Origin of the sequence: Burkholderia sp. MS455 (genome assembly GCF_016899445.1) — a bacterium.
Taxonomy (GTDB): Bacteria; Pseudomonadota; Gammaproteobacteria; order Burkholderiales; family Burkholderiaceae; genus Burkholderia; species Burkholderia pyrrocinia_C.
In genome coordinates this window covers 2,818,641-2,840,986 of record NZ_CP041778.1, presented here as the reverse complement: position 1 = coordinate 2,840,986, position 22,346 = coordinate 2,818,641, and the positions used below count along the sequence as shown (strand labels likewise).

Here is a 22,346-nt window from a genome sequence, read left to right as displayed (position 1 = left end):
GAAAGATTCTTGCATAGCTTCCGTAAACGCGTATTTTCGTGCGGCCATGGCCTCAAGACGTTCGAGTACGACCTAGCCCTGGAATCGGACAACCGCACGGCCATGCTCAAGGCGCTGGCCAAGCTGCACCCGAGGATCGCCAAGTCGTTGATTGCTGCCATCGATGCAGAAGTTGGCGACGCGGCCAAGGCCAAGGCATTGTTCTGCGGCATGTTCGAACGCCCGAAGAACAACGTCCAGAAAGGCAGCTTCGCCCAATCTCTGGCACTCGTCATTTCGGACGACAAGGTAGCCTTCACAGTGCCAGCCTACATCCAGGCTGCTATCCAGCACGCTTGCAAAATGGAGGAGACCCGAAGCTATGAGCGGGCTGACACCAGAGCAGCAGGAGGTCGTCGACGCGCCGATGGTGCCACTGTGCGTCATCGCTTGCGCCGGCAGCGGTAAGACCAAGACAGCCGTGCACCGCCTTGTGCGGATACGCCGCAATCTCGGCGAGGCGCGTGGCCGTGTGGGGCCGTATTTCCTCTTACGGGGCATTCGCTTCTATCGAGACGGTCGGCAACGGTCGGTGGGCGATCACCTCTGCCTCGGCGTGTGAGAGTCCAAGCGCTTGCAACAGCACGGTAGCGGCGCGCTCGGGGAAGTCTTCGTTACCAAACCCGAGTGCCGCGAATCCAAACGTCACAGGAGTGGCCGGCGCGGCGAACTGCATGTCCGCCGCGATCGCTGCCAGGACCGTGCCGCCAACTGCAAGGACAGACATCAGCGGATCCGCGACGCCAAACCGTCCGGCCGCGGCACCCATCTGCACATCCCGCAGGAGCCGCTGGCCGAGCCCGCGGCTGAGCGCACGCGCGGATAGGCCTTCCCGGATCAGAAATTGTCCCCATACAGGTTCGCGTCGCGCTCGCAGCAACGTGTGCCGTACCGACACCGAAATGATTTCTGCCGGATCAGACAAATCTGCGGCGCAACGGTCGAGTGAATCAGCGAAATCCTCGAACACCCAATCCACGAGCGCCGCGTAGATCGCATCCTGCGATTCGAAGTGGTTATAGAACGAACCACGGCCGACATCTGCGGCCTCGGTGATCTCGTTAATCGTCACACCTTCTGGCCCTTTTTCTGCCATTAGCCCGAGTGCAGCCTCAAGCAGTCGTGCGCGCGTTTCGCGCTTGCGGCGCGCACCGCGCGGTTCACGCTGCGGCGTGGCTGTTGCAGGCACGGACTCTGGAGGGCGCGTATCCGCACGGGGTGTCGGGGAATTCGGCATGACTTGTCAACGGTGAAAGGAAATCCGAGTATAGACTCAAGAGTCATAATTGACAAAACGTTCAGTTATGGCTTCAATGTCATACATCGGCCGAACCGAGCCGGACGAATCGATCAATGGAGTGCTTGTGGAGACAAATGCGCAGATGGGTGCCCAACCCGACGGTCGGCACCGCCCCGGTCGGGAGGTCATCAAAGACCTGCCTTCGAATGTTGACGTTCTGATCGTCGGCTTCGGTCCTGTCGGCGCCGCCGCAGCCAACCTTCTCGCGCGCCACGGAGTAAACGTGCTCGTCGTTGACAAGGCGACTGACATTTACATGGCACCCCGGGCCATCGCGCTCGACAATGAAGCGCTGCGCATCCTTCAGCTCGTAGGCGTGACCGAGCACGAGCTCGAAACCGTCGCAATCCCCTGCGTGAGGATGCGTTCACCACTACTGGGGGAGTTCGGTAAGGCCAACACACTGGGCAGCATCGATGGGCACCCGAAGCTCGTAACGTTTTATCAACCGGACCTTGAGCGATGTCTGCGGAGCCGCCTCCAGCAATACCCCTGCGCGCGTGCAGCGCTCGGAGTCGCGTTGCTCGGCATTGAATCAGGACCGGCGTCAATTGCAGCGACGCTGGATCTGGGGCTCGGGCGTATTCATGATGTTCAAGCGCGCTACCTGATCGGCGCCGACGGTGCGAGCTCACTCGTCCGTCAATTGATCGGGCAGGAATTCAAGGGCAAAACTTTCGTCGAGGACTGGCTCATCGTAGACGCACGCAACGTGCCGCGCCCAATCGACCACGTCGAATTCATTTGCGATCACCGACGGCCAACGCCGCACATGACGGCGCCCGGCGCACGCGAGCGCTGGGAATTCATGCTGCGGCCCGGCGAAACGCGTGAGGAGATGGAGTCTGACGCCCGCATCCGCGAGCTGCTCGCGCCGTGGGGCAATGTCGACAACATGGTCATCGAGCGCAAGGCGGTCTATCGCTTCCACGCGAGGACAGTCAAAGCGTTCAGCCAAGGGCGAGTGTTCCTCGCGGGCGACGCAGCACACATCACGCCCCCGTTTGTCGGACAAGGACTCGTCGCAGGGCTGCGCGACGCCGCCAATTTGTGCTGGAAGCTTGCATCCGTCATTCACGGGCACGCATCGCCACAGATTCTCGCCACTTACGATCAGGAACGTCGGCCGCATGTGAAGGCAATGATTCGCTTCGCCCAGCTCATGGGAAGGCTGGTGATGCCGCGCAACGCCGCAGTCGCGCTTGTCACTCACGGTCTGATGCGCGCAATGCGGCTTGTACCTAAGTGGCGAGCCTATTTCGAAGAACTGGAGATCAAGCCCAGGAATATCTGCCGGCGTGGCCTTTTCGTCGTGGGCAGCACTCGATCCGGACTGACGCGCGGCGCGCTCGTGCCGCAGGGTTGGGTTCGCGGCGCCAACGGCCGGACGTGCCTGAGCGACGACGTGCTCGGCCCGGGCCTCACCTTAATCGGATTCGGTCGCGACGCAGGTGCCGCGCTCGATGTCCGGACGGCCGCAGCATTCGCCGCCGCGGGCGGAACGGTTATCCAGATCGCGCATCGCGGGCAGCGGCTGCATCTGGCGGCGAACGGAGGTTGGGAGGATCTCGAGGGCGCATTTCTGCCGCGCGCCGCACCGTTTGGCTGGGCCGCCGTTGTGCGACCTGACCGAGTGGTAATCCATGACGGGCCGGTGGGCGAAGCGAGTCGTCTGATCGCCGAGAGCATGGCTTTGCTTGGAACGCCGATCGGCGCAATGCCACCTATCACCGAACCTGCTCAATCTTTCGTCTGAGGCCCTCGTCATGCAACTGACCACACCGCAACCGGCTCGCCATCCGCGCCCCACGACAAAAGCGTCGGCACTGGCGTATCTGATTTTTGATCGCCCGGATCTCGTCAAAGCCGAGCGGTTTCTGAACGACTTCGGGCTTCGTACCGTTTCGCGCGACAGCCAGCAGATGTTTCTGCGGGGAACGGGATCGACGCCATTCTGTTATGTCGTCCGGCAGGCGCCCAAAGCCCGCTTCGTCGGTTTCGGCTTACGCGTGAATCGCATCGAAGATCTGCAAGCGCTAGCGCGTGTGCCCGACGCATCGGACATCGAAGCGTCGGACTGCCCGGGTGGCGGCCACCGCGTGCGCCTCGTCGATCCATCCGGCTTTCGCGTCGATGCCGTGTTCGGGCAAGCGACGGCCAGCACGTTGCCGCATCGATCGCCTCTGGCCTTCAACACGGCAGATGTCGCCGCCCGCATCAACGACACGCAGCGCCCGCCATCTGGGCCGCCCGAGGTGATCAAGCTCGGGCACGTGGTGCTGGAGCTGGCAGATTTCCAGAAAACCTGCGCGTGGTACACGCAGCATTTCGGATTTATCCCAAGTGACGTACAGCTACTGCCCGACGGTTCGCCCGCGGTGACGTTCATGCGGCTCGATCTCGGTGCGACGCCGGCAGATCATCACACGCTCGCGCTGGCCCAGGGTTTCGCGCCGCTCTACAGCCATAGTGCTTACGAAGTCGTGGACGCCGATGCGGTCGGCATGGGTCAGCGCGTATTGCGTGACCAAGGCTGGACGCATGCATGGGGTATCGGGCGGCACGTCCTTGGCAGTCAGATCTTCGACTATTGGCAAGACCCCTGGGGCGACAAGCACGAGCATTACTGCGACGGCGATCTGTTCACATCAGATGTGCCCATGGGAGTGCATGAAGTCAGCCGCGAAGCGATGTCCCAGTGGGGACCGACGATGCCGCGCAGTTTTACCAAACCCAAATTCACGCCGGCCAGCGTGGCCGCGCTCGTCCGCAGTCTCCGACGCAGTCCTGACGTAACGGTAGGCAAGCTGAAAACGCTCGCCAAGCTGTTCGCATGACGCTGCGCCGATTCGTCCAGTTATTCGAGGCACATTCATGTCATTGCACATTCTGCACTACAGGCATCACGGCCACGCCCGCTGGGGCGTCATCCGGCAAGGTGTGATTACGCCGATTCCAGGCGAGTTCGAGACGACGGCCGAGTTCGTTCGCGCAAACCGGATCGAGACATTGTCCATGCTGTCCGGGCCAACAATCCAGGAATCGGAGGTGGAATGGCTCTCGCCTGTCACGCGCAATCAGCAATTCGTGTGTCAGGGTGCGAACTACCGGCAGCACATGATCGAATCTGGCATGGACCCCGATGCGAAGACGTTCAATATGATCTTCACGAAGGCGACGAGCTGTATCGTTCCCGCCGATTCGCACGTCGTACGGCCGCGACGAGTGCGCTTTCTGGATTACGAGATCGAATTGGGACTGGTGATGAAGCGAGACATCGTCACCCGCCAACGGATCACCAACGCGGATCTGCACGAGTACCTCGCCGGCATCGTCATTGTGAACGACTACTCGGCGCGCGACGTGCAGATTCCTCAGATGCAGTTCTATAAAGGCAAGAGTTACCGGACCTTCGGACCAGTCGGTCCTTACCTTTGCATGCTGGAGGCTCATGAAATCCCGAAGCTGCAAGGACTGGACCTGACGCTGACAGTCAATGGGCAGGTCCGGCAGAAGGATTCGACGGCCAATCTCGTCTACGGACCAGCCGAGACACTGACCGAACTATCCGGCGTGCATGACCTGCATGTCGGCGATCTGATTGCGACCGGCACGCCATCCGGCTGCGCATTGAGCGTTCCGTCGCCGGCGAAGCAGCGAATCGCCGGGCTGCTGCCCGAGGCCGCCAAATGGCGCATGTTCATGAAAATTCAGGCGGGCAGGAGCCAGTATCTGCAGACCGGAGACATCGTCGAAGCGCGCATTGCCAGCGCGGACGGACTGATCGATCTCGGCGTGCAACGCAATTGTGTCGTGGATGAGATCGCATGAACGGAATCGCCAATCAGACGGACGTCATCGCAATCGAGACGAGCGGTCCACCAGAGGATTTACCGGCCAGCACGTACGAGATGATCTGCCGCGGCGCTGCACTCGATCCGTCCGCTCCTGCGCTGTCGTTTTTCCTGCGAGCCGACGATCATCGTAACGTCGCGCGCTGGACCTATCGCGAGCTGGTTCGCGACATTACGCGCACCGCAAATCTCTTCACCCGTCTCGGCGTGCGTCGAGACACTGTGATCGCCTACATCCTGCCGAACTTGCCCGAGACGCATTTCGTGATCTGGGGTGGCGAGGCGGCGGGAGTGATATGCGCAATCAATCCGCTTCTTGAGTCGGTCGCGATCGCGGAATTGTTGAACGCGGCGAAGGCGGAAGTGCTGGTAACGCTGGCGCCGTTTCCTGGCACCGACCTGTGGTCAAAAGTGCAGTCCGTGCTCGATCGGGTCGAAACGCTCCGACATCTGGTTCTCGTCAATCTGGCTGATCGGGTGCGAGCGCCGAAGCGGCTCGTGGCGCGCCTGATGCAGCGTCGGGAGTGTGCGAGGTTACATGGCCCGGGCGGTGTACGCAGTGCGGTACCCGGGCGAATCGGGGTTCATGATTTCGGACGATCCGTCGCGCGGGAGTCGGGGGCAGCGCTTGATAACCGTCGTCGCTTCCATCCCGAGGACCATTCGTCGTATTTCTGTACCGGCGGTACGACCGGCTTGCCAAAGATCGCGATGCGCCGCCATGGCAACGAGGTCGCCAACGCCTGGAGCGTCGGCCAGTTTTTCGGCGCCGGCATCGGGCCCGGCAAAACAGTCTTCTGCGGCCTGCCACTGTTTCACGTCAACGCCGTCCTGGCGACCGGGCTCGTGCCGTTCTCGCGCGGCGCTCATGTCGTGCTGGGCACGCCGCAAGGCTACCGCGGCGAAGGCGTCGTCAAGCGCTTCTGGGAATTGGTCGAACACCATCGCATCAATTTCTTCAGCGGCGTGCCGACGCTCTATGCATCGCTGCTCGATGTCCCAATCGGCGGCAGAAACGTCGATTCGCTTGAATATGGCCTGTGCGGTGCGGCTCCGATGCCGATCGAAGTGTTTCGGACGTTCCAGGAACGCACCGGGATCCGGATTCTGGAAGGTTACGGACTAACCGAGGGCGCGTGCGTCAGCAGCATCAACCCGCCCCTTGGCGAGCGTCGCCTCGGATCAATCGGATTGCGCATCCCTGGGCAGGCGATGAAGGCGATCGTCGTCGACGGCGACGGCCGATATGTGCGCGACTGCGTTGCGAACGAAGTAGGCCTGCTCGTGATTGCGGGCCCGAACGTCTTCGCCGGCTATGTACAGCCAGAACAGAACAGGGAACTCTGGCTGGAGTTGGGCGACGGTCTGCGCTGGCTCAACACGGGAGACCTCGGTTGTTACGACAACGACGGCTATTTCTGGCTCACCGGCCGCAAAAAGGATCTGATCATCCGCGGCGGCCACAATATCGATCCGGCAACGATCGAGGAGCCGCTACATCGCCATCCGGCGGTTCAGATCGCAGCTGCCATCGGGCGACCGGACGCGCACGCTGGCGAGTTGCCGGTGGCATACGTGCAGCTCAAGGCAGGTGCGCATGCCACAGAGGATGATCTCGCGGAATTCATGCGAGGCGAAATCGGCGAACGCGCCGCGCTTCCAAGGCAGATCCGGATCGTGGAAGCGATGCCGTTGACAGCCGTCGGCAAGATCTTCAAGCCGGAGTTGAAGCGACGCGAAACGGCCGATGCGCTTCGCTCCGCACTCTACGAAGCCGGCGTGACCGACGCTCGTGTCATGGTCGAAAACGACGCATCGCGTGGTGTATCAGCACATGTCGCACTTGCTGATCCGGCGCTAGAGGTGCAGGCAAGCGCGGTGCTGGGGCGCTTCCCGTTTGCATTCGTGATCGATGCGGCCGTGCAGTCTCCATTAGATGCACAAGCGGACGGCGGGAAAACCGAAATTGTGCGAAACGGATAAATCCGACATCTAGCGTCGTCTCAACTTCTGATTGAACAGTGATACTGCCGCAACGCGAGTTTCGGTGGTGCAGCCCTTGAGATTTAAGGCTGGTGGATCGCATGCGAAACCACTTAGATTTGGCAATTATTAATTTAGTAGTTCGAATTTAACAAGGAGATAAGAAGCGAAAGAGTATCGAATGGTAGCTTGAATTCCCTACAAAACCAAAGACTGCCAACAGCAGATATCCGATAAGGCGATTGCGCCAAGCAGGCCAATTCACCAATGGAAGGAGACAAGATGGAAATCAGGAAGACATTCAGAACGGTCGGCACAGTGGCGCTTATGTGCGCCGCATCGTTTGCAGGTCACGCGAACGCGCAATCGAGCGGCAGTATGCAGTTAGGAGTCGGCTGGCTGCACGTCATGCCGCAGGGGAACGCAGATCCCATTGTCGTCGAAAGTGTCGCCGGCGCAACGGTGAATCAGCAGCAAGCTGGGACTGGAGCTCACGCTGGGGCATCGGACGCCGCAAGCCTGATGGCGGAGTACTTCGTCACCGACAATATCGGTATCGCGTTCTTGGCTGGCACGCCGTTTACGACGGACCTAATTGGCAACAGTTCGTTGGCCTCGTTCGGGGTGATCGGAAAAACAAAACCGCTGGCGCCCGTCCTCGAAGTTAGATATCACTTCCTTGCGGCCAATGCCAAGTTCAGGCCATTCGTCGGACTAGGCGTCAACTACACGTGGTACTCGGATACTCGCATCGTCAATCAGTCGTTCATCAATACCACATGCGGGCCCGGCTGCTCGACGCGAGCGTCGTTGAGCTCTTCGTGGAACCCGACGTTCGAACTCGGTGCAAACTATACGCTCAGCAAGCATTGGTCGATCAACGCGTCCCTGTCCTATATTCCGTTGTCGACCACGCTAACGACGAATGCCACGACCGCAACTGGTGTCGATATCGTGACGAAAATGCGCATCCGGGTAAATCCGCTCGTTACACATCTCGATATTGCTTATACGTTCTAGCAATCCCGGCATGCGTGTGCTTGTTGATCAAGCATTCATCGTCACCTGGGAGAAATTGCAAGGGCGGCGAGAAGCCAAATAGACAGCAAACTCGGTGCGACGAAGGGAAGTCGGCCGATGCTCTCGGTCTGCGACGACATTCTGAATCTGTTCGTCGTCGCGACTCTCCTCCTCCCTTCAGATGTCGCGTCCCAGCCCTGTGGACGCGACGCCCAACTGCCGTTCCGGCCGGCACTCTCCGGGCCCGAAAGTCGGCCTCAATCGGATTCGCAATTGTCCATAGCGAAGCCGGAGCACATTCAGTTGCAAAGCAACTTGTGCCGGCACCCAGCCCAAGTCCGTAGCCCGGACAAGGGGCGGCACGGGGGAGCCCTTTGCGCGTAGAGTTCCAGATGGCGGGGCATAAAGCACCCCTTGGGGTGAGGATGATCGTTGGCATGAGTTGCGGGAAAATGTGGGCGAATGCGAGATAAATCACTTGTTCTACAGCTACCTCGGAGCGCCGACGACAACTGGAAGTACCGAACTACATTCTCGATTTCGAATACACGCTAGAGGAAAGAGGCTGGGTACATTTTCCGGCATCTTCGGCGCAGCGAACCGTTTTCTGAGTAATGGCTTTCGTCGATACGATTTCTAAACGACCCCGACACAAGCGCATCTGGCTAACGGGCTGAAGGAACAGCAGCCGGCAGTATTTCCGATACGGTGCAAGAGGACACGCATGCGTGTGCTCGGTGTCGAGCAAGCGACTTGATGTCCTGGGAACTCATTCATCAAGTCAAGCGGCGCGCATCGCCGGTCGCGTTGCAGCTGGGGGGAATACGTACCATAAGCCGTCATCGTGTCGGAAGAAAAATATCGCCAACGATCGGTCAGGCTTGGTGGACTCAACACAGACACAGCGTCCTTCGCGATATACCTTGTCGCTGAGCTGGAAGCGCTTGATGCGAATCGGTGACGTGTCGGAGGGGGCAAGCCACTTGTCGATCAACCTGCGCAAACAATACCCGTCGTAGTTCATCGCACTCTCCATGACCCGTCACCGCGACTCGACCACCTTGTGAGTCCGCACCTTGGCGCATGCGGTACCGCCAAGGCGCGGGTGCTCCGATTTGCCATCGGGTAACTTGACTTCCGGGCTGGTGTCGGGCGGTCATTATCAGTCGCATGACTTATTTATACAGTCATGCGACTGATATATCAATGTCGTGACGCCTAGGAAAATCACCTATCCGCCTGATAAATAGAAGAAATATAAACGGGGTCCGATCTTTGCATGCTCGATTGACTGGCAATTATCAGTCGCGTGACATATTCTTTATGACAAGGTGGTTGCTCGCCATGGTGGCTAAGGCGAGGACCGATGAACTGACTGCGATCGCTCGGTCGAGGGAATGTTGATATCTGAGCGGTTGGACCGTCCGAAGCGCACACCGGCGGCTGCCGGCAAGAGGTCAAAGATGAGGGAACTGACGATTGAGCTGACAGAGGCTAAAGAGTTAGCCGACGAGCCAAAGCGTCGCGGCAACAGAACGACACGAATCCCCGAAATCGTGGAGGCCGCGATCAATGTGCTCGCGCAGTACGGTAACGTTGGCTTCGCTTTGCGCCGCGTGGCAAGCGATGTTGGGATCCACCTGGCGACCTTGCAGCACTACTTTCCGACCAGAGAAGACCTTTTGCGAGCGGCGTTGGAGGCGGTGGCAACACGATATCTGATGCTCTATGAAAGTGTGGTCGACGACGATGATCTATCGCCGGAGGCTCGGCTGGATGCCATCGCAGATATCGTCTTTGACGAGTTGGTCAAGCGTGGTACGCACATTGCACCATTTTGCCTGGAAGTCTGGAGCATGGCCGAGCGCGAAGAATTTGCCCGAGACCTGATGGCAAGTTTCAACCGTCGATTCCAGGAGACGTTCGCCCGACTGCTGGCCAAAATCAATCGATCGCTTACACCCCGGGAGTGCGCGTTACGCGGTCGTCTGCTGTACTCCCATTTGGCCGGTTTGATCGTTTTAGTCCGGCCGGCACATGGCGCATCGTCAGACGATGAAGCACTTCGCGCTGCGACGAAGGCTGTCTGGAGGGCGCTCAGCTGCGCTTCACAGTAGCGCGGCACGAGAAGGTAATACAACGTAAATGACCCACTAATGATGGGGGAGACACATGTACGCACCTATTCAACAGTTGTCGTCCGATCCACAAGGTTTCGAGCGTCTGACATCGCAGCGGCTGTGCGAGGCGTTTGACGGCGAGCGGTTGGAACTCGAGTCTTCCCGGAATCGGTTTGAGCCGGTCGGAAAGATTACGCGTCGCCGATTGAGCAGCATTGAAATGCTGCGTTCCGAGGCGGCGATTTCCAATCGTCCGTTCGGAATCCGTCGAGATTCGAAAAGCGGCAGGGGCGGGCAGGACGAGTTAATTCTAGTCGTCGTTCTGGCAAGTCAACTGTCATGTGAAATCGGGAATAGCTACTACACTTTGGCCGAGGGCGACATTGCGCTCATCGGCCCGGAGCACCCTGGCCGGTTGGAGTTCTCGGCAGGCTTTGATGGGCTATGGGTACGTCTTCCGAAAATTGAATCACACATTAGACGCGTGATCTTTCAGGATGCGGTAGACCGAAAATTCGATAGCCGGCACGGGATCATGCATGTGCTGTTGAGAACGCTGCTGACCACATACGAGTCGGCGAATTCGATTGCAGGGGATAGCGTCCCGTGGCTGGAGAGTAGCTTGCTGGATCTCATCGCGGCGGCGGTAAGCGCCAGTTCGATCGTGGCGAGAGAGGGGCATGCAACGACATATAGCCGCGCGACTCTGCAGCGGATCAAATCGCACATTGTCGCCAGGTTGCACGACGACACCCTTACCCCATCTTCCATCGCAAGCGCCATGGGCATAAGCGTTCGTCGCCTGAATGAACTCTTCGCTCAATGTCAGACGACGGTAACAGAGTGGATCATCGCGGAGCGACTCGAGCGATGCAGAAAACGATTGCTTCTTAGAAGCCAAGTTAAGGAAACAATTTGCCAGGTTGCGTACGAAGAAGGATTCAAGAACATCAGCCACTTCAATCGAGCCTTCAAGAATCGATTTGGCGAAAGCCCAGGCCAACTGAGAGATCGTATCCGCCGCGAAGGCCTTCCGTCAGTCGACGCCGAAAGGGGCGTCCTGCTGGAAGTCATGTGAGCATCTCCGTGTGCCCGTGCTGACGCGCCACGTTTCACCGCGCGAACGCGCTATCAACTAACGTCCATCGTTCTCTGCGGCATGACGCTCGTCATGCCGTCACAACGGGCATCTCTCCCAACGTTTCCACTCTGCGGCCGGCAGCATCGTTCATCGATGCTGTCGCGCGAAGCATCGCCATGTGATGCGCGGATGTCGCTGCCCGACAAGCAAAGCTTTTCCGCGCTGTGAGCAAAGGTGGACAGTCCGCGAACGCCTATTGTTCGAGTAACGGAAATGCGCGCGACGCTCACACCAACGGCCCGCATACCGCAATAAGAGCCGATGCTTCGCCATGGGCAACTATCTAGGAGACGCAAGTGCCTGATACCACCATTCAAGGCTACCCTGCTTCTGCGCTGTTCGACGAAGAAGCGGGGACGATCAGTCCACTGGTCTACTCCGACCAGGGTATCTACGAGCAGGAACTGGACCGCATCTTCGGGCGGTCGTGGCTGTTCATCGCTCACGAGAAACATATTCCCAAGACCGGGGATTTCTTCTCCACGTATATGGCGGAGGATCCCGTCGTTGCAGTTCGGCAAAAGGACGGGTCGGTCGCCGTCTTGCTCAATCAGTGCCGTCATCGCGGCATGAAGATTTGCCGTGCGGACCAAGGCAACGCGAAGGCATTCACATGCAGTTACCACGGCTGGGCCTACGGGATTGACGGCGCTCTCGTGAACGTCCCGTCAGAGGAGCACTACGGGCCGTGTTTCAACAAGGAAGAATGGCCTGCAAGGCGCGTTCCTCGAGTTGAAAGCTACAAGGGCCTGATCTTCGCCAACTGGGACGAGCATGCACAATCGCTGAAAGAATCGCTCGGCGAAGCCGCACTGTATCTGGACGCACTGCTCGATCGGTCGCCTACCGGTACGGAGCCGATCGGCGGGATCTACAAGTGGGTCATCCCCTGCAACTGGAAGCTTGCCGCTGAGCAATTCGCCAGCGATATGCACCACGGGGTCATGTCGCATGTGTCGGTGCAAGTTGCGACAACACCGGAGTATGCGGGCAAGGAACTGCCGCTGCCGGGGCGTCAACTGTTATCGGACCAAGGACACGGCACGGGATTTTTCCTGGCCCCGGGCCTTCACGAAGACTGGATTGTGTCGCAGGCTGGCCAGCGCGAGCCGGGATACGATTCGGCGGCCCTTGCTCAGCGGCATGCCGCTCACAACGCTGGCGTGAGCGCGGTGACCGCGCAACACATGACCGTGTTTCCCACGTTCTCATTCTTCGGGGGCGTGCACAGCTGCCGCGTCTGGCATCCGCGTGGCCCTGGCGAAATCGAGGTCTGGGCGTTCTGTCTGGTCGACTCCGACGCTTCGCCTGCGGAGAAGGAGCAACTCCGGCAAGCCACGTTGCGTACCTTCTCGCCGGCAGGAACATGGGAACAGGACGACGGCGAGAATTGGGTCGAGATCCAGCGTGTGCTGCGCGGACACCAGGCACGCCGTACCACCATGAGCATTCAGATGGGTAAGGATGTGAATCCCGCCGCGGATCCCGCGTTCCCCGGCACTGTCGAGGGCTGCTACAGCGAGGAGGCCGCACGGCGACTCTATGGCCACTGGCTCAAGTTGATGTGCATGCCGACGCAACACGATACGTGCGCCAAGGAGGCCGGCCATGGTTGCTAACGAAATCGCCGCGACGCGCGCGAGCGCCGTTTCGGCGGCAGAACACTTTGCGATTGAACAGTTCCTCTTTCTCGAAGCCGAGCTTCTCGACGACAGAAACATCGCGGAGTGGATCGAGCTGATGGCCGACGACCTCCGTTATGTGATGCCGATCCGCCGCAACGTGGGGCCGCGCGAGCGAAAACTGGAATGGACCAGTCCTGATGAACTCGCGTATTTCGACGAAAGCAAGGAGAACCTCAAGCTTCGTTTGCGCAAACTCCAATCGGGCGCCGCATGGGCCGAGGAGCCGCCGTCTCACACGCGGCATCTGATCACGAACGTACGCGCAAGCGCTGCCGGGCAGGGCGAATACCTCGTCCGCTCGAACTTCCTCGCGTATCGCGGCAGGTCGGAACGGCAGACCGACTACCTGGTCGGGGAACGCCATGATCGCCTGCGCTGCGTCGATACGGACGCGGGATTTCAGATCGTCAGTCGGCGCATCTTGCTCGATCAGACGACGTTTCTCGCGAACAACCTCAGTTTCTTCCTTTGAGGGTGAGCGCAATGTCGTTTACCGATGTTTGCTCAGTATCGGACGTCCCGAGCGACGCCGGGTTGAGGATCGACACGGGACCCGAGGCGGTCGCCGTGTTCAAGATCGACGGCGATTTCTACGCGATCGAGGACAAGTGTCCGCATGGAGACTGGTCCTTGTCAGACGGCTATCTGGATGACGGCCTGATCGAATGCAGCCTGCATATGGCGAAGTTCTGCGTGAAGACCGGGAAGGTCTGTGCGCCGCCGGCGATACGCGACGTCAAAGTGTTTCCGATCAAGGTGGTGGGTGACCGGGTACTGATCGATCTTGAACCTGAGGCCGGCATATGAAACAGCCGCTTGCGATTGTCGGTTCGGGCCTCGCCGGTGTACGCGCGGCGCAGACGCTTCGTGCCAATGGGTATAGCGACAGAATCATCTTGGTCGGCGAGGAGGCCCAGCATCCGTATGAACGACCTGCGTTATCCAAGGAAGCACTGTGTGGGGGCGCTCCGCCGGCGCTGTGCTCGACGGAAGACCTGAATACGTTGGAGCTTGACTGGCGTCGAGGGGCGCGCGCGGTGTCGATTGACGCAGGCGTACTCGCGCTTGACGACGGTACGTCGGTGGCAACCGACGGCATTTTGCTGGCGACCGGCGCCCGGGCTCGCAAGGTTGACTTGCCCGGCGTGTCGTTGCCAGGCGTCCATACGCTACGCGCGCTGGATGATGCGTTCGCGCTTCGAGACGCGCTAGCGGCGCAGAGCGAGATCGTCGTCATCGGTGGTGGCCTGATTGGGTGCGAGGTCGCCAGCACCGCGCGGAAGGCAGGGCATGCGGTCACTGTCGTCGAGTCTGGCGAGGAACTGATGGAGCGTGCGCTCGGGCGAATGATGGGGCTTTGGGCGCGGGTCCAACTCCAGCAACTCGGTGTGGTCATTCATCGATCCGCGACGGTCGCTTCGATCGAAGGCCATACACGGGCGCGTGGCGTGAGATTGTCGAACGGCGCGTACTTGCCGGCTGACGTCGTTGTCTTGAGTGTGGGAGCCCAGCCATGCGACGAACTCGCACAAACCGCAGGTGCGGCGTGTATGCGCGGCGTGGTCGTCGATGCCGCGGGCCGCAGCACCATTCCCGGAATCTTTGCTGCCGGTGACGTTGCCTCGTGGCCGCTCGTAGAAGGCGGACGCCGCTCTCTCGAGAGTTTTCTCAACAGCCAGGCACAGGCGGCCGTCGCAGCATGCGCAATGATCGGGCGCGTGAACGAGCAGCCTCAGACCGCGCTCTCGTGGACCGAAATCGCCGGGCGAAAGATTCAACTTGCAGGCGATCTCACCGGCTCGGGAGAGATGCTCATTCGGGGCGATGAGACAGGCGCGTCCTTTTCCGTATTCCGCGTATCGAATGGACGGGTGGCAGGTGTTGCGACAGTCGACGCCCCGCGTGAATACGCGACGGCCAAACGGCTCGTCGAGTCGCGAATCGCGGTTCAGACCGATCTGCTGGCCGATTCCTCTACCGAGCTTCGCAGCTTGCTTAGCTACAAGGTGAACTAAATGAAAAAACTGGAAAACCAAGTCGTGCTGGTGACAGGAGGCGCATCTGGCCTGGGCCGCGCCATCGTCGAACGGTTCGTTTCGGAGGGCGCGCGGGTGGGCGTGCTTGACCGCTCGGCTGATCGGATCGCCGAAATCCGTGATGCACTCGGTGATGCTGTGATGGGCTTCCAGGGCGATGTTACGTCGTATGAGGACAACCTTCGCGCAGTGAATGGATTGGTCGCTCAGTTCGGCCGCCTGGATTGCGCGATCGGGAACGCCGGGATTTGGGATTTCAAGACCGCACTGGTCGACCTCTCGGAAGACAAACTCTCTTCAGCGTTCGACGAATTGTTCGCCGTGAACGTGAAGGGCTATCTTCTGCTCGCCAAGGCCGCTTTGAAGGCGCTGGTCGAAAGTCGCGGCAGTCTGATCTTTACGGCATCGAACGCGTCGTTTCGGTCGGACGGTGGCGGCGTCCTCTACACGGCCAGCAAGCACGCAATTCGCGGCATCGTTACGCAACTCGCTTTCGAATTGGCGCCGTTCGTCCGCGTCAACGCCGTTGCTCCGGGGGGAATGATCACGAACCTCAGCGGCGTGAAGTCGCTCGGACTCTCAGAGGCCACGATTCCGGCGGAGCCGTTCGTCGAAATGGCGCGCCATGTGGTGCCTATCGGTCATTTGCCGACTCCGGCCGACTACACCGGCGCCTATGTTTTCTTTGCGTCGCGCGAAGACAACGTGCCGGCGACGGGAACGGTCCTGCGACACGACGGCGGGTTGGCCGTTCAAGGATTTATCGATTGCCGCGGTGGAGCCGGCTTGCTCGAAAAACTTTCAATCAATCAGGAGACAGTCGCATGAAGGTGCAATCGTTGGGTTATATCGGAATCGAGGCTTCCGACTTGTCCGCCTGGAAACGGTATGCGACCGAGTTCCTGGGCTTGATGCCTGGAGAAAATGGCGCGTCCGGCGATCGCTATCGTATCGATAACCGTCTCTGGCGGATTTCGGTTGAACAAGGTGAGCGCGATGACATCGCCTATGCCGGATTCGAACTGGAAGGGCCGGAAGCACTCGCGCGTATGGCCGGACACCTGCGGGACCTGGGTTACGGCGTCGAAAGCGATTCCGGCGAACTCGAGCGCAGCCGGCAGGTTCGCGGGCTGGCACGTTGCACCGATCCGTCCGGCTTGCAAGTGGAACTGTACTGGGGCGCGACCGAACGCGGCGAAGCGCCGTTTCGATCGGCGCTGGTCGACGGTTTCGAAACCGGCGACCAAGGGCTTGGGCATATCGTGCTGCTCGTTCCCGACGTCAAGGCGGCGCTCAAATTCTACGGCCAGGGATTGGGCTTCAAGCTATCCGACATCATCACGATGCCGATCGGTCCCGACCGCACGCTCGAACTGCATTTCCTTCACTGCAACCCGAGGCATCACACGTTGGCTTTCGCCGAAATGCCGGCTCCGAAGCGCCTCCAGCACTTCATGTTGCAGGTGCCGTCGATCGATGACGTCGGCTTCGCGCTCGATCGCGCAGAGCAGCAGAGCGTGCCGGTCACGATGACGTTGGGTCGCCACACCAACGACCAGATGGTCTCCTTCTACGCGAGAACGCCGTCAGGATTCGAAGTCGAATACGGCGCGGGAGCGGTGAGCGTCGACGAGTCGTGGACGGTGGTGAGTCACGATCGAATCAGCTTGTGGGGCCATCACCGTACCAGCCAGTGAAATTGGGAGAACAACATGAGTGAAGTGAATTTCCGCAGCGCGTTTGTCGAGTTCGAAGGCACCCGAATCCACTACCAGGAGGCCGGTGAAGGTCCGGCTCTGATCATGCTTCAGGGATCGGGGCCGGGCGCGTCCGGGTGGTCGAACTATAGCCGGAATGCACCGTTCTTCACGCGCAGCCATCGTGTCATCGTGCCTGACCTTGCCGGATGGGGCAAATCCGACATGAGGCCGATTGGCGTATCGATTCCGGGCTGGTGGGCGAACTCGATTCTCGGTCTCATGGATTCCCTGTCCATTTCTCAGGCCGACATCATCGGTAATTCGCTCGGAGGAATGATTGCCCTGAAGATGGCCTTGACTGCTCCGGACCGTGTCGGCCGGCTCGTGCTGATGGGACCGGCCGGCGGCTTCCCGACGCTGGGCCAATGGCCCACGCCCGCGATCCGCACGTTGGCGACCGCCTATGAGGGCGATGGCATTACGGCGGAAAAGGTGAAGAGTTTTATCAGCGAGAGCCTGTTCGATCAATCCGCGATCACGGACGAACTCGTGAAGGGCAGATTGGAGGCGGCGATGGACCCGCGCATCATTGCTCAGCCACCGATGCGCCTCGAGTCAGGACAACCGTTTGAAGAGCTTTGGCGAGATCCGGGCCTTGCCACGTTGCCGCATGAGACGCTGATCATCTGGGGGAGGGAGGACCGCGTGGTTCCGCTCGATACCGGGATGATCTATTTGAAGCGCATCCCCAATGCGCAACTCAACACCTTCCCGAAGTGCGGCCACTGGGCGCAGTGGGAATGGGCGGATCGGTTCAATCGAGTCGTCTCGTCCTTCCTCTCGGAAGCGCGTTGACGAGCGCGCGACAAGCGCTGGACGGCCGACGGGAACACGATGCCGACGGCTGTTGAATCACGACCTAACTGGGATTTTCCATGGCAATGACAGGCCGGATGATGAGCACGCCCCTGCTCATCTCTTCGATCATCAGGCGCGCGGCGCGATACAGCGGCAGCGTCGAGATTGTTTCGCGCGGCAGTGACGGCGGCATTCATCGCTATACCTATCGGGAGTGCGAACTCCGCGCGCGTAAGCTGGCCCAGGCGTTGGAGGCGCTCGGCTTGCGACAAGGCGATCGCATCGGCACACTGGCATGGAATAGCTATCGCCATTTGGAGCTTTACTACGCCGTGCCAGGGGCGGGTGCGATCTGCCATACCATCAATCCACGATTGTTTCCCGAGCAAATCGTCCATATCGTCAACGATGCCGAAGACACGTACGTGTGTTTCGACGTTCAATTCCTGCCCCTCGTCGAGGAAATCGCAGGACGGTGCCCAGGCGTCAAGGCATGGATCATGATGGCCGGTCGCGAGGACATGCCCACCGCCAGCAAGGTTTCCTTGCTCTGCTACGAAGAATTGATCGGTGCGCAGGACGGAAATTACGAATGGCCGATGTTGGACGAGAACCTCGCATCGGGCCTCTGCTACACGTCCGGTACGACCGGCAACCCGAAGGGCGTGCTGTACTCGCATCGTTCGACCGTTCTGCATTCCTATGCTTCTGCCTTGCCCGACTCGCTGAATTGTTCGGCGTCGGAGGTCATCATGCCGGTGGTTCCCATGTTTCACGTGAATGCATGGGAGCTGCCGTATTCCGCGCCGTTGGTCGGCGCGAAGCTGGTGCTTCCGGGGCATAGGCTCGACGGCGCCTCGCTCTACGAATTGATCGAGGGGGAGCAGGTTACCTACTCCGCAGGCGTGCCGACCGTGTGGCTCGGCCTGCTCGAACATGTGCGATCGAACGATCTGAAGTTTTCGACATTCCGTCGAACAGGTATCGGCGGGTCGGCCGTCTCTCGTTCGATGATTCGCGCCTTCAAGGAATTGGGTGTCGACGTGGCTCATGGCTGGGGCATGACGGAGACTTCGGCGATGGGCGCCAGCTGCACGCTGCGACGTCAGCATGCCGGGCTTTCCGAATCCGAGCAAGAAAAGGTCCTCGAGAAGCAAGGTGCCGTGATTCCGGGCATAGACATGAAGATCGTGGACGGCCTGGGTCACGAGTTGCCTTGGGACGGCAAGACGGCGGGCGATCTGCTTGTTCGCGGCCCGTGGATCATAGATTCGTACTACGGCAACGACACGTCTCCGCTGGAGGATGGCTGGTTTCCCACTGGCGACGTGGCGACGATCGATGCGGATGGCTACATGCACATCACCGACCGCAGCAAGGACGTCGTCAAATCCGGAGGTGAATGGATCTCGTCGATAGACATCGAGAACATCGCAGCGGCTCACCCGGCGGTGCATCTGGCCGCGTGCATTGCCGTGCGTCATCCGAAATGGGGCGAGCGCCCATTACTGGTCGCGGTGAAAAAAGCCGGCGCGAATGTCAGTCGAGGTGAATTGCTGCAGTTTTTTGAAGGCAAGGTCGCGAAGTGGTGGGTTCCGGACGATGTGGTTTTCGTCGAAGCCATGCCCATGACCGCGACCGGGAAATTTCAAAAAGCCGCACTGCGGGAGCAGTTCAAGGAGCATCGATTGCCGACGGCCTGAATTTCGACGCTTATTGATGAAACACACCACCTATTCCAAGGCTGCGGAACGAACGCCAGTCCGCGCCGGAGATCTTGGTTGATGAGGTTTGGACGTATGGCTAATTCTTCTATTCAGCAAGCCGCGGATGCCTTGCACGAAGCCCGCAGTACGCGTATCCCGGTTTCCAGGATTTCGGAAAGGTTCGGGATCGAGAGTCTGCACGACGCGTATCGGGTAGCGGCAATCAACACGAACCGTGCTATCGACGCCGGGAGACGAATTTGCGGGAAGAAAGTTGGCCTGACATCGGTTGCGGTCCAGCGACAACTCGGGGTCGATCAGCCGGATTTCGGTGTCCTGTTCAGCGATATGGAGTTTGTCAGCGGCGCAGACATTCCGGTTAGTCGCCTGATTCAGCCCAAGGCCGAGGGCGAGGTGGCTTTCGTCATTGGGCGCGACCTGACCGAGGAGCTGAGCTGGGGCCGATTCCTGCATGGCATCGAGTACGCATTGCCCGCGATCGAGGTTGTCGACAGCGCGATCGAGAACTGGAGCATTACGCCCGTCGATACAGTGGCGGACAACGCCTCCTGCGGCCTGTATGTCCTTGGCACAGATCCGAAACGCATTTCCGATCTCGATCTCGCTACTTGCCAGATGCGTTTCCTGAAAACGGACGAGCTTGTCTCGGAGGGGCATGGGGCCGCATGTCTGGGCCACCCGCTTCTTGCCGCCTGGTGGCTCGCCCGGACGATGCAACAACTCGGCGATCCGCTTCGCGCTGGCGATGTCGTGCTGTCGGGTGCGTTGGGGCCGATGTTCCCTGTACGCGAAGGCGACGCATTGCAGCTGGAAGTCGACGGACTGGGCAAAGTTTCCTGTATCGCCGCGTAGGCGATCGATTTTAACGAGCGGGAGAATCCATGGCAGGCAAGTTGAAAGTCGCGATCATCGGGTCGGGCAACATCGGCACCGATCTGATGATCAAAATCATGCGACACGGTGATCATCTCGAGATGGGTGCGATGGTCGGCATCGATGCCGCTTCCGACGGTCTCGCGCGTACTGCACGCATGGGCGTCGCGACGACGCACGAAGGCGTCGAGGGGCTTGCGCGCCTGCCGGTGTTTGGGGACATCGATATCGTCTTTGATGCTACGAGCGCGGCAGCGCACGTGAAGAACGACGCATTCTTGCGGGGGCTCAAGCCAAACGTTCGCATGATCGACCTGACACCGGCCGCGATCGGCCCGTACTGCGTGCCGGTTGTAAATCTCGACGCACACGTCAATACGCTGAACGTCAACATGGTGACGTGCGGCGGCCAAGCGACCATTCCGATGGTGGCAGCGGTGTCGCGCGTCGCAAAAGTGCATTACGGCGAGATCATCGCGTCCATTTCGAGCAAATCCGCCGGGCCCGGCACGCGCGCGAACATCGACGAGTTCACGGAGACGACGTCCAAAGCGATCGAGCAGGTTGGCGGCGCGGCAAAGGGGAAAGCCATCATCGTCCTCAATCCGGCCGATCCGCCCCTCATCATGCGTGACACGGTTTACTGTCTGTCCGATTCGGCCGACGAAGAGGCGGTGGAGCGGTCGATCGAGGACATGGTCGCCGCCGTCAATCGCTATGTGCCCGGCTATCGCCTCAAGCAACGGGTGCAATTCGATCGGATAGAAGCCGATGCACCCTTGAATATCCCTGGTGTGGGCGCGCGTATGACAGGGCTCAAAACCTCGGTGTTCCTCGAGGTAGAGGGCGCCGCGCATTATCTGCCGTCCTACGCCGGCAATCTCGACATCATGACCTCCGCGGCGAAGGCTTGTGCTGAGCGCATGGCCGCCGAGATGGTCGCCCATGCTACGACCTAGGGGAAACACGGCATGACACTCGGCAAAAAACTGTACATCTCCGACGTGACGCTGCGAGACGGTTCGCATGCGATTCGTCACCAATACAGCGTGCAACAGGCGGCGGCGATTGCGAAAGCGCTCGACGAAGCCAAGGTCGATTCGATCGAGGTGGCGCATGGAGACGGGCTGCAAGGATCGAGTTTCAACTACGGATTCGGCGCTCATACCGATCTCGAATGGATTGCCGCGGTGGCGGAAGCGGTCAAGCACGCGAAGGTCGCGACGTTGCTGCTGCCCGGGATCGGCACGATTCACGATTTGCGCAACGCCTATGATGCTGGCGCTCGTATTGTCCGCGTAGCCACGCATTGCACCGAGGCCGACATCTCCAAACAGCACATCGAGTACGCGCGCGATCTCGGGATGGAGGCAGTGGGCTTCCTCATGATGAGCCACATGACCACCCCACGCGACCTTGCACAGCAGGCGAAGCTAATGGAGAGCTACGGGGCGACGTGCTGCTACGTCGTCGATTCCGGCGGCGCATTGGGAATGAATGACGTACGCGAGCGCTTTCGCGCCTTCAAGGACGTATTGAAGCCGGAGACCGAGACAGGCATTCATGCCCATCACAATTTGAGCCTCGGCGTCGCCAACAGCATCGTCGCCGTCGAGGAAGGCTGCGACCGCGTCGATGCAAGCCTTGCCGGCATGGGCGCCGGTGCCGGAAACGCGCCGCTCGAAGTGTTCATCGCCGCGGCCGAACGGCTCGGCTGGAACCACGGCTGTGATCTTTATAGCCTGATGGATGCTGCCGATGACCTGGTTCGTCCACTACAGGACCGGCCCGTTCGTGTCGATCGCGAAACGCTGGCGCTGGGTTATGCGGGTGTCTATTCGAGCTTCCTTCGCCACTCGGAAAGCGCTGCTCGGAAATACGGATTGAAGACCGTCGACATCCTTGTCGAACTGGGGCGACGCCGCATGGTTGGCGGGCAGGAGGACATGATCGTCGACGTGGCGCTCGATCTTCTTCGCGCTCGGCAGTCGTAGGGAACTTGGTGGTCCG

General features: G+C 60.0%; 20 protein-coding genes. 19 read left to right on the top strand and 1 reads right to left on the bottom strand.

Annotation, left to right across the window (positions count from 1 at the left end; all coding sequences use genetic code 11):
* Positions 1 to 9: 9 nt before the first annotated feature.
* Positions 10 to 447, top strand: a complete 438-nt coding sequence (locus FPJ27_RS36570; RefSeq protein ID WP_239483223.1) for a hypothetical protein — start codon at positions 10 to 12, stop codon at positions 445 to 447.
* Positions 448 to 529: 82 nt separating this feature from the next.
* Here the strand turns inward: FPJ27_RS36570 and FPJ27_RS17080 are convergent, their stop codons facing one another.
* Positions 530 to 1,276 (bottom strand): TetR/AcrR family transcriptional regulator, encoded by a 747-nt coding sequence (locus FPJ27_RS17080; protein ID WP_072445183.1) that lies wholly within the window; start codon positions 1,274 to 1,276, stop codon positions 530 to 532.
* 145 nt (positions 1,277 to 1,421) lie between these two features.
* On the opposite strand from FPJ27_RS17080, the gene FPJ27_RS17075 reads away from it, so the two are divergent.
* From FPJ27_RS17075 to dmpG, 18 genes are all read left to right on the top strand, one after another.
* Complete coding sequence (locus FPJ27_RS17075; protein WP_204421903.1) at positions 1,422 to 3,095, top strand: bifunctional 3-(3-hydroxy-phenyl)propionate/3-hydroxycinnamic acid hydroxylase; 1,674 nt, start codon at positions 1,422 to 1,424, stop codon at positions 3,093 to 3,095.
* A 10-nt stretch (positions 3,096 to 3,105) separates the two neighbouring features.
* The gene (locus tag FPJ27_RS17070) at positions 3,106 to 4,176 is read left to right on the top strand and encodes a VOC family protein (protein WP_204421902.1); all 1,071 of its coding nucleotides are present in this window, start codon (positions 3,106 to 3,108) and stop codon (positions 4,174 to 4,176) included.
* Positions 4,177 to 4,213: 37 nt separating this feature from the next.
* Positions 4,214 to 5,170, top strand: coding sequence for a fumarylacetoacetate hydrolase family protein (locus tag FPJ27_RS17065; RefSeq protein WP_204421901.1), 957 nt, complete (start codon positions 4,214 to 4,216; stop codon positions 5,168 to 5,170).
* Positions 5,167 to 7,176, top strand: coding sequence for an acyl-CoA synthetase (locus FPJ27_RS17060; protein WP_204421900.1), 2,010 nt, complete (start codon positions 5,167 to 5,169; stop codon positions 7,174 to 7,176). Before FPJ27_RS17065 ends, FPJ27_RS17060 begins: the two co-directional genes overlap by 4 nt.
* A gap of 282 nt (positions 7,177 to 7,458) precedes the next feature.
* The gene (locus FPJ27_RS17055; RefSeq protein ID WP_072445190.1) at positions 7,459 to 8,196 is read left to right on the top strand and encodes an OmpW family outer membrane protein; all 738 of its coding nucleotides are present in this window, start codon (positions 7,459 to 7,461) and stop codon (positions 8,194 to 8,196) included.
* 1,463 nt (positions 8,197 to 9,659) lie between these two features.
* Positions 9,660 to 10,313, top strand: coding sequence for a TetR/AcrR family transcriptional regulator (locus tag FPJ27_RS17050; RefSeq protein WP_072445188.1), 654 nt, complete (start codon positions 9,660 to 9,662; stop codon positions 10,311 to 10,313).
* A 55-nt stretch (positions 10,314 to 10,368) separates the two neighbouring features.
* Complete coding sequence (locus tag FPJ27_RS17045) at positions 10,369 to 11,394, top strand: helix-turn-helix domain-containing protein (protein WP_204421899.1); 1,026 nt, start codon at positions 10,369 to 10,371, stop codon at positions 11,392 to 11,394.
* Between the two features lie 359 nt (positions 11,395 to 11,753).
* Positions 11,754 to 13,076, top strand: a complete 1,323-nt coding sequence (locus tag FPJ27_RS17040) for an aromatic ring-hydroxylating dioxygenase subunit alpha (protein WP_072445178.1) — start codon at positions 11,754 to 11,756, stop codon at positions 13,074 to 13,076.
* Positions 13,066 to 13,614, top strand: coding sequence for a 3-phenylpropionate/cinnamic acid dioxygenase subunit beta (locus FPJ27_RS17035; protein WP_006752838.1), 549 nt, complete (start codon positions 13,066 to 13,068; stop codon positions 13,612 to 13,614). The genes FPJ27_RS17040 and FPJ27_RS17035 overlap by 11 nt, the downstream gene beginning before the upstream one ends.
* A gap of 11 nt (positions 13,615 to 13,625) precedes the next feature.
* Complete coding sequence (locus FPJ27_RS17030; protein WP_072445177.1) at positions 13,626 to 13,949, top strand: bifunctional 3-phenylpropionate/cinnamic acid dioxygenase ferredoxin subunit; 324 nt, start codon at positions 13,626 to 13,628, stop codon at positions 13,947 to 13,949.
* Positions 13,946 to 15,157 (top strand): FAD-dependent oxidoreductase, encoded by a 1,212-nt coding sequence (locus tag FPJ27_RS17025; RefSeq protein ID WP_072445176.1) that lies wholly within the window; start codon positions 13,946 to 13,948, stop codon positions 15,155 to 15,157. The genes FPJ27_RS17030 and FPJ27_RS17025 overlap by 4 nt, the downstream gene beginning before the upstream one ends.
* A complete protein-coding gene (hcaB, locus tag FPJ27_RS17020; protein ID WP_204421898.1) occupies positions 15,158 to 16,006 on the top strand; it encodes a 3-(cis-5,6-dihydroxycyclohexa-1,3-dien-1-yl)propanoate dehydrogenase in 849 nt (282 codons plus the stop codon).
* Complete coding sequence (locus FPJ27_RS17015) at positions 16,003 to 16,875, top strand: VOC family protein (RefSeq protein WP_204421897.1); 873 nt, start codon at positions 16,003 to 16,005, stop codon at positions 16,873 to 16,875. Before hcaB ends, FPJ27_RS17015 begins: the two co-directional genes overlap by 4 nt.
* Before the next feature lie 15 nt (positions 16,876 to 16,890).
* On the top strand, positions 16,891 to 17,733 hold the full coding sequence (locus FPJ27_RS17010; RefSeq protein WP_204421896.1) for an alpha/beta fold hydrolase: 843 nt from the start codon (positions 16,891 to 16,893) through the stop codon (positions 17,731 to 17,733).
* 80 nt (positions 17,734 to 17,813) lie between these two features.
* Positions 17,814 to 19,439 carry a 3-(methylthio)propionyl-CoA ligase gene (locus FPJ27_RS17005; protein ID WP_204421895.1) on the top strand — a complete coding sequence of 542 codons (1,626 nt, stop codon included), beginning with the start codon at positions 17,814 to 17,816 and terminating at the stop codon, positions 19,437 to 19,439.
* A gap of 96 nt (positions 19,440 to 19,535) precedes the next feature.
* Complete coding sequence (locus FPJ27_RS17000) at positions 19,536 to 20,315, top strand: fumarylacetoacetate hydrolase family protein (protein ID WP_204421894.1); 780 nt, start codon at positions 19,536 to 19,538, stop codon at positions 20,313 to 20,315.
* 29 nt (positions 20,316 to 20,344) lie between these two features.
* A complete protein-coding gene (locus tag FPJ27_RS16995; RefSeq protein WP_204421893.1) occupies positions 20,345 to 21,295 on the top strand; it encodes an acetaldehyde dehydrogenase (acetylating) in 951 nt (316 codons plus the stop codon).
* Positions 21,296 to 21,307: 12 nt separating this feature from the next.
* Positions 21,308 to 22,330, top strand: a complete 1,023-nt coding sequence (gene dmpG, locus FPJ27_RS16990; RefSeq protein ID WP_072445169.1) for a 4-hydroxy-2-oxovalerate aldolase — start codon at positions 21,308 to 21,310, stop codon at positions 22,328 to 22,330.
* Positions 22,331 to 22,346 lie beyond the last annotated feature (16 nt).

Bases quoted from the DNA above. Each gene is read 5' to 3' on its own strand.
- FPJ27_RS17080 (WP_072445183.1), bottom strand. From the start codon at position 1,276: ATGCCGAATTCCCCGACACCCCGTGCGGATACGCGCCCTCCAGAGTCC.
- FPJ27_RS17075 (WP_204421903.1), top strand. From the start codon at position 1,422: ATGGGTGCCCAACCCGACGGTCGGCACCGCCCCGGTCGGGAGGTCATC.
- FPJ27_RS17070 (WP_204421902.1), top strand. From the start codon at position 3,106: ATGCAACTGACCACACCGCAACCGGCTCGCCATCCGCGCCCCACGACA.
- FPJ27_RS17065 (WP_204421901.1), top strand. From the start codon at position 4,214: ATGTCATTGCACATTCTGCACTACAGGCATCACGGCCACGCCCGCTGG.
- FPJ27_RS17060 (WP_204421900.1), top strand. From the start codon at position 5,167: ATGAACGGAATCGCCAATCAGACGGACGTCATCGCAATCGAGACGAGC.
- FPJ27_RS17055 (WP_072445190.1), top strand. From the start codon at position 7,459: ATGGAAATCAGGAAGACATTCAGAACGGTCGGCACAGTGGCGCTTATG.
- FPJ27_RS17050 (WP_072445188.1), top strand. From the start codon at position 9,660: ATGAGGGAACTGACGATTGAGCTGACAGAGGCTAAAGAGTTAGCCGAC.
- FPJ27_RS17045 (WP_204421899.1), top strand. From the start codon at position 10,369: ATGTACGCACCTATTCAACAGTTGTCGTCCGATCCACAAGGTTTCGAG.
- FPJ27_RS17035 (WP_006752838.1), top strand. From the start codon at position 13,066: ATGGTTGCTAACGAAATCGCCGCGACGCGCGCGAGCGCCGTTTCGGCG.
- FPJ27_RS17030 (WP_072445177.1), top strand. From the start codon at position 13,626: ATGTCGTTTACCGATGTTTGCTCAGTATCGGACGTCCCGAGCGACGCC.
- FPJ27_RS17025 (WP_072445176.1), top strand. From the start codon at position 13,946: ATGAAACAGCCGCTTGCGATTGTCGGTTCGGGCCTCGCCGGTGTACGC.
- hcaB (WP_204421898.1), top strand. From the start codon at position 15,158: ATGAAAAAACTGGAAAACCAAGTCGTGCTGGTGACAGGAGGCGCATCT.
- FPJ27_RS17015 (WP_204421897.1), top strand. From the start codon at position 16,003: ATGAAGGTGCAATCGTTGGGTTATATCGGAATCGAGGCTTCCGACTTG.
- FPJ27_RS17010 (WP_204421896.1), top strand. From the start codon at position 16,891: ATGAGTGAAGTGAATTTCCGCAGCGCGTTTGTCGAGTTCGAAGGCACC.
- FPJ27_RS17005 (WP_204421895.1), top strand. From the start codon at position 17,814: ATGGCAATGACAGGCCGGATGATGAGCACGCCCCTGCTCATCTCTTCG.
- FPJ27_RS17000 (WP_204421894.1), top strand. From the start codon at position 19,536: ATGGCTAATTCTTCTATTCAGCAAGCCGCGGATGCCTTGCACGAAGCC.
- FPJ27_RS16995 (WP_204421893.1), top strand. From the start codon at position 20,345: ATGGCAGGCAAGTTGAAAGTCGCGATCATCGGGTCGGGCAACATCGGC.
- dmpG (WP_072445169.1), top strand. From the start codon at position 21,308: ATGACACTCGGCAAAAAACTGTACATCTCCGACGTGACGCTGCGAGAC.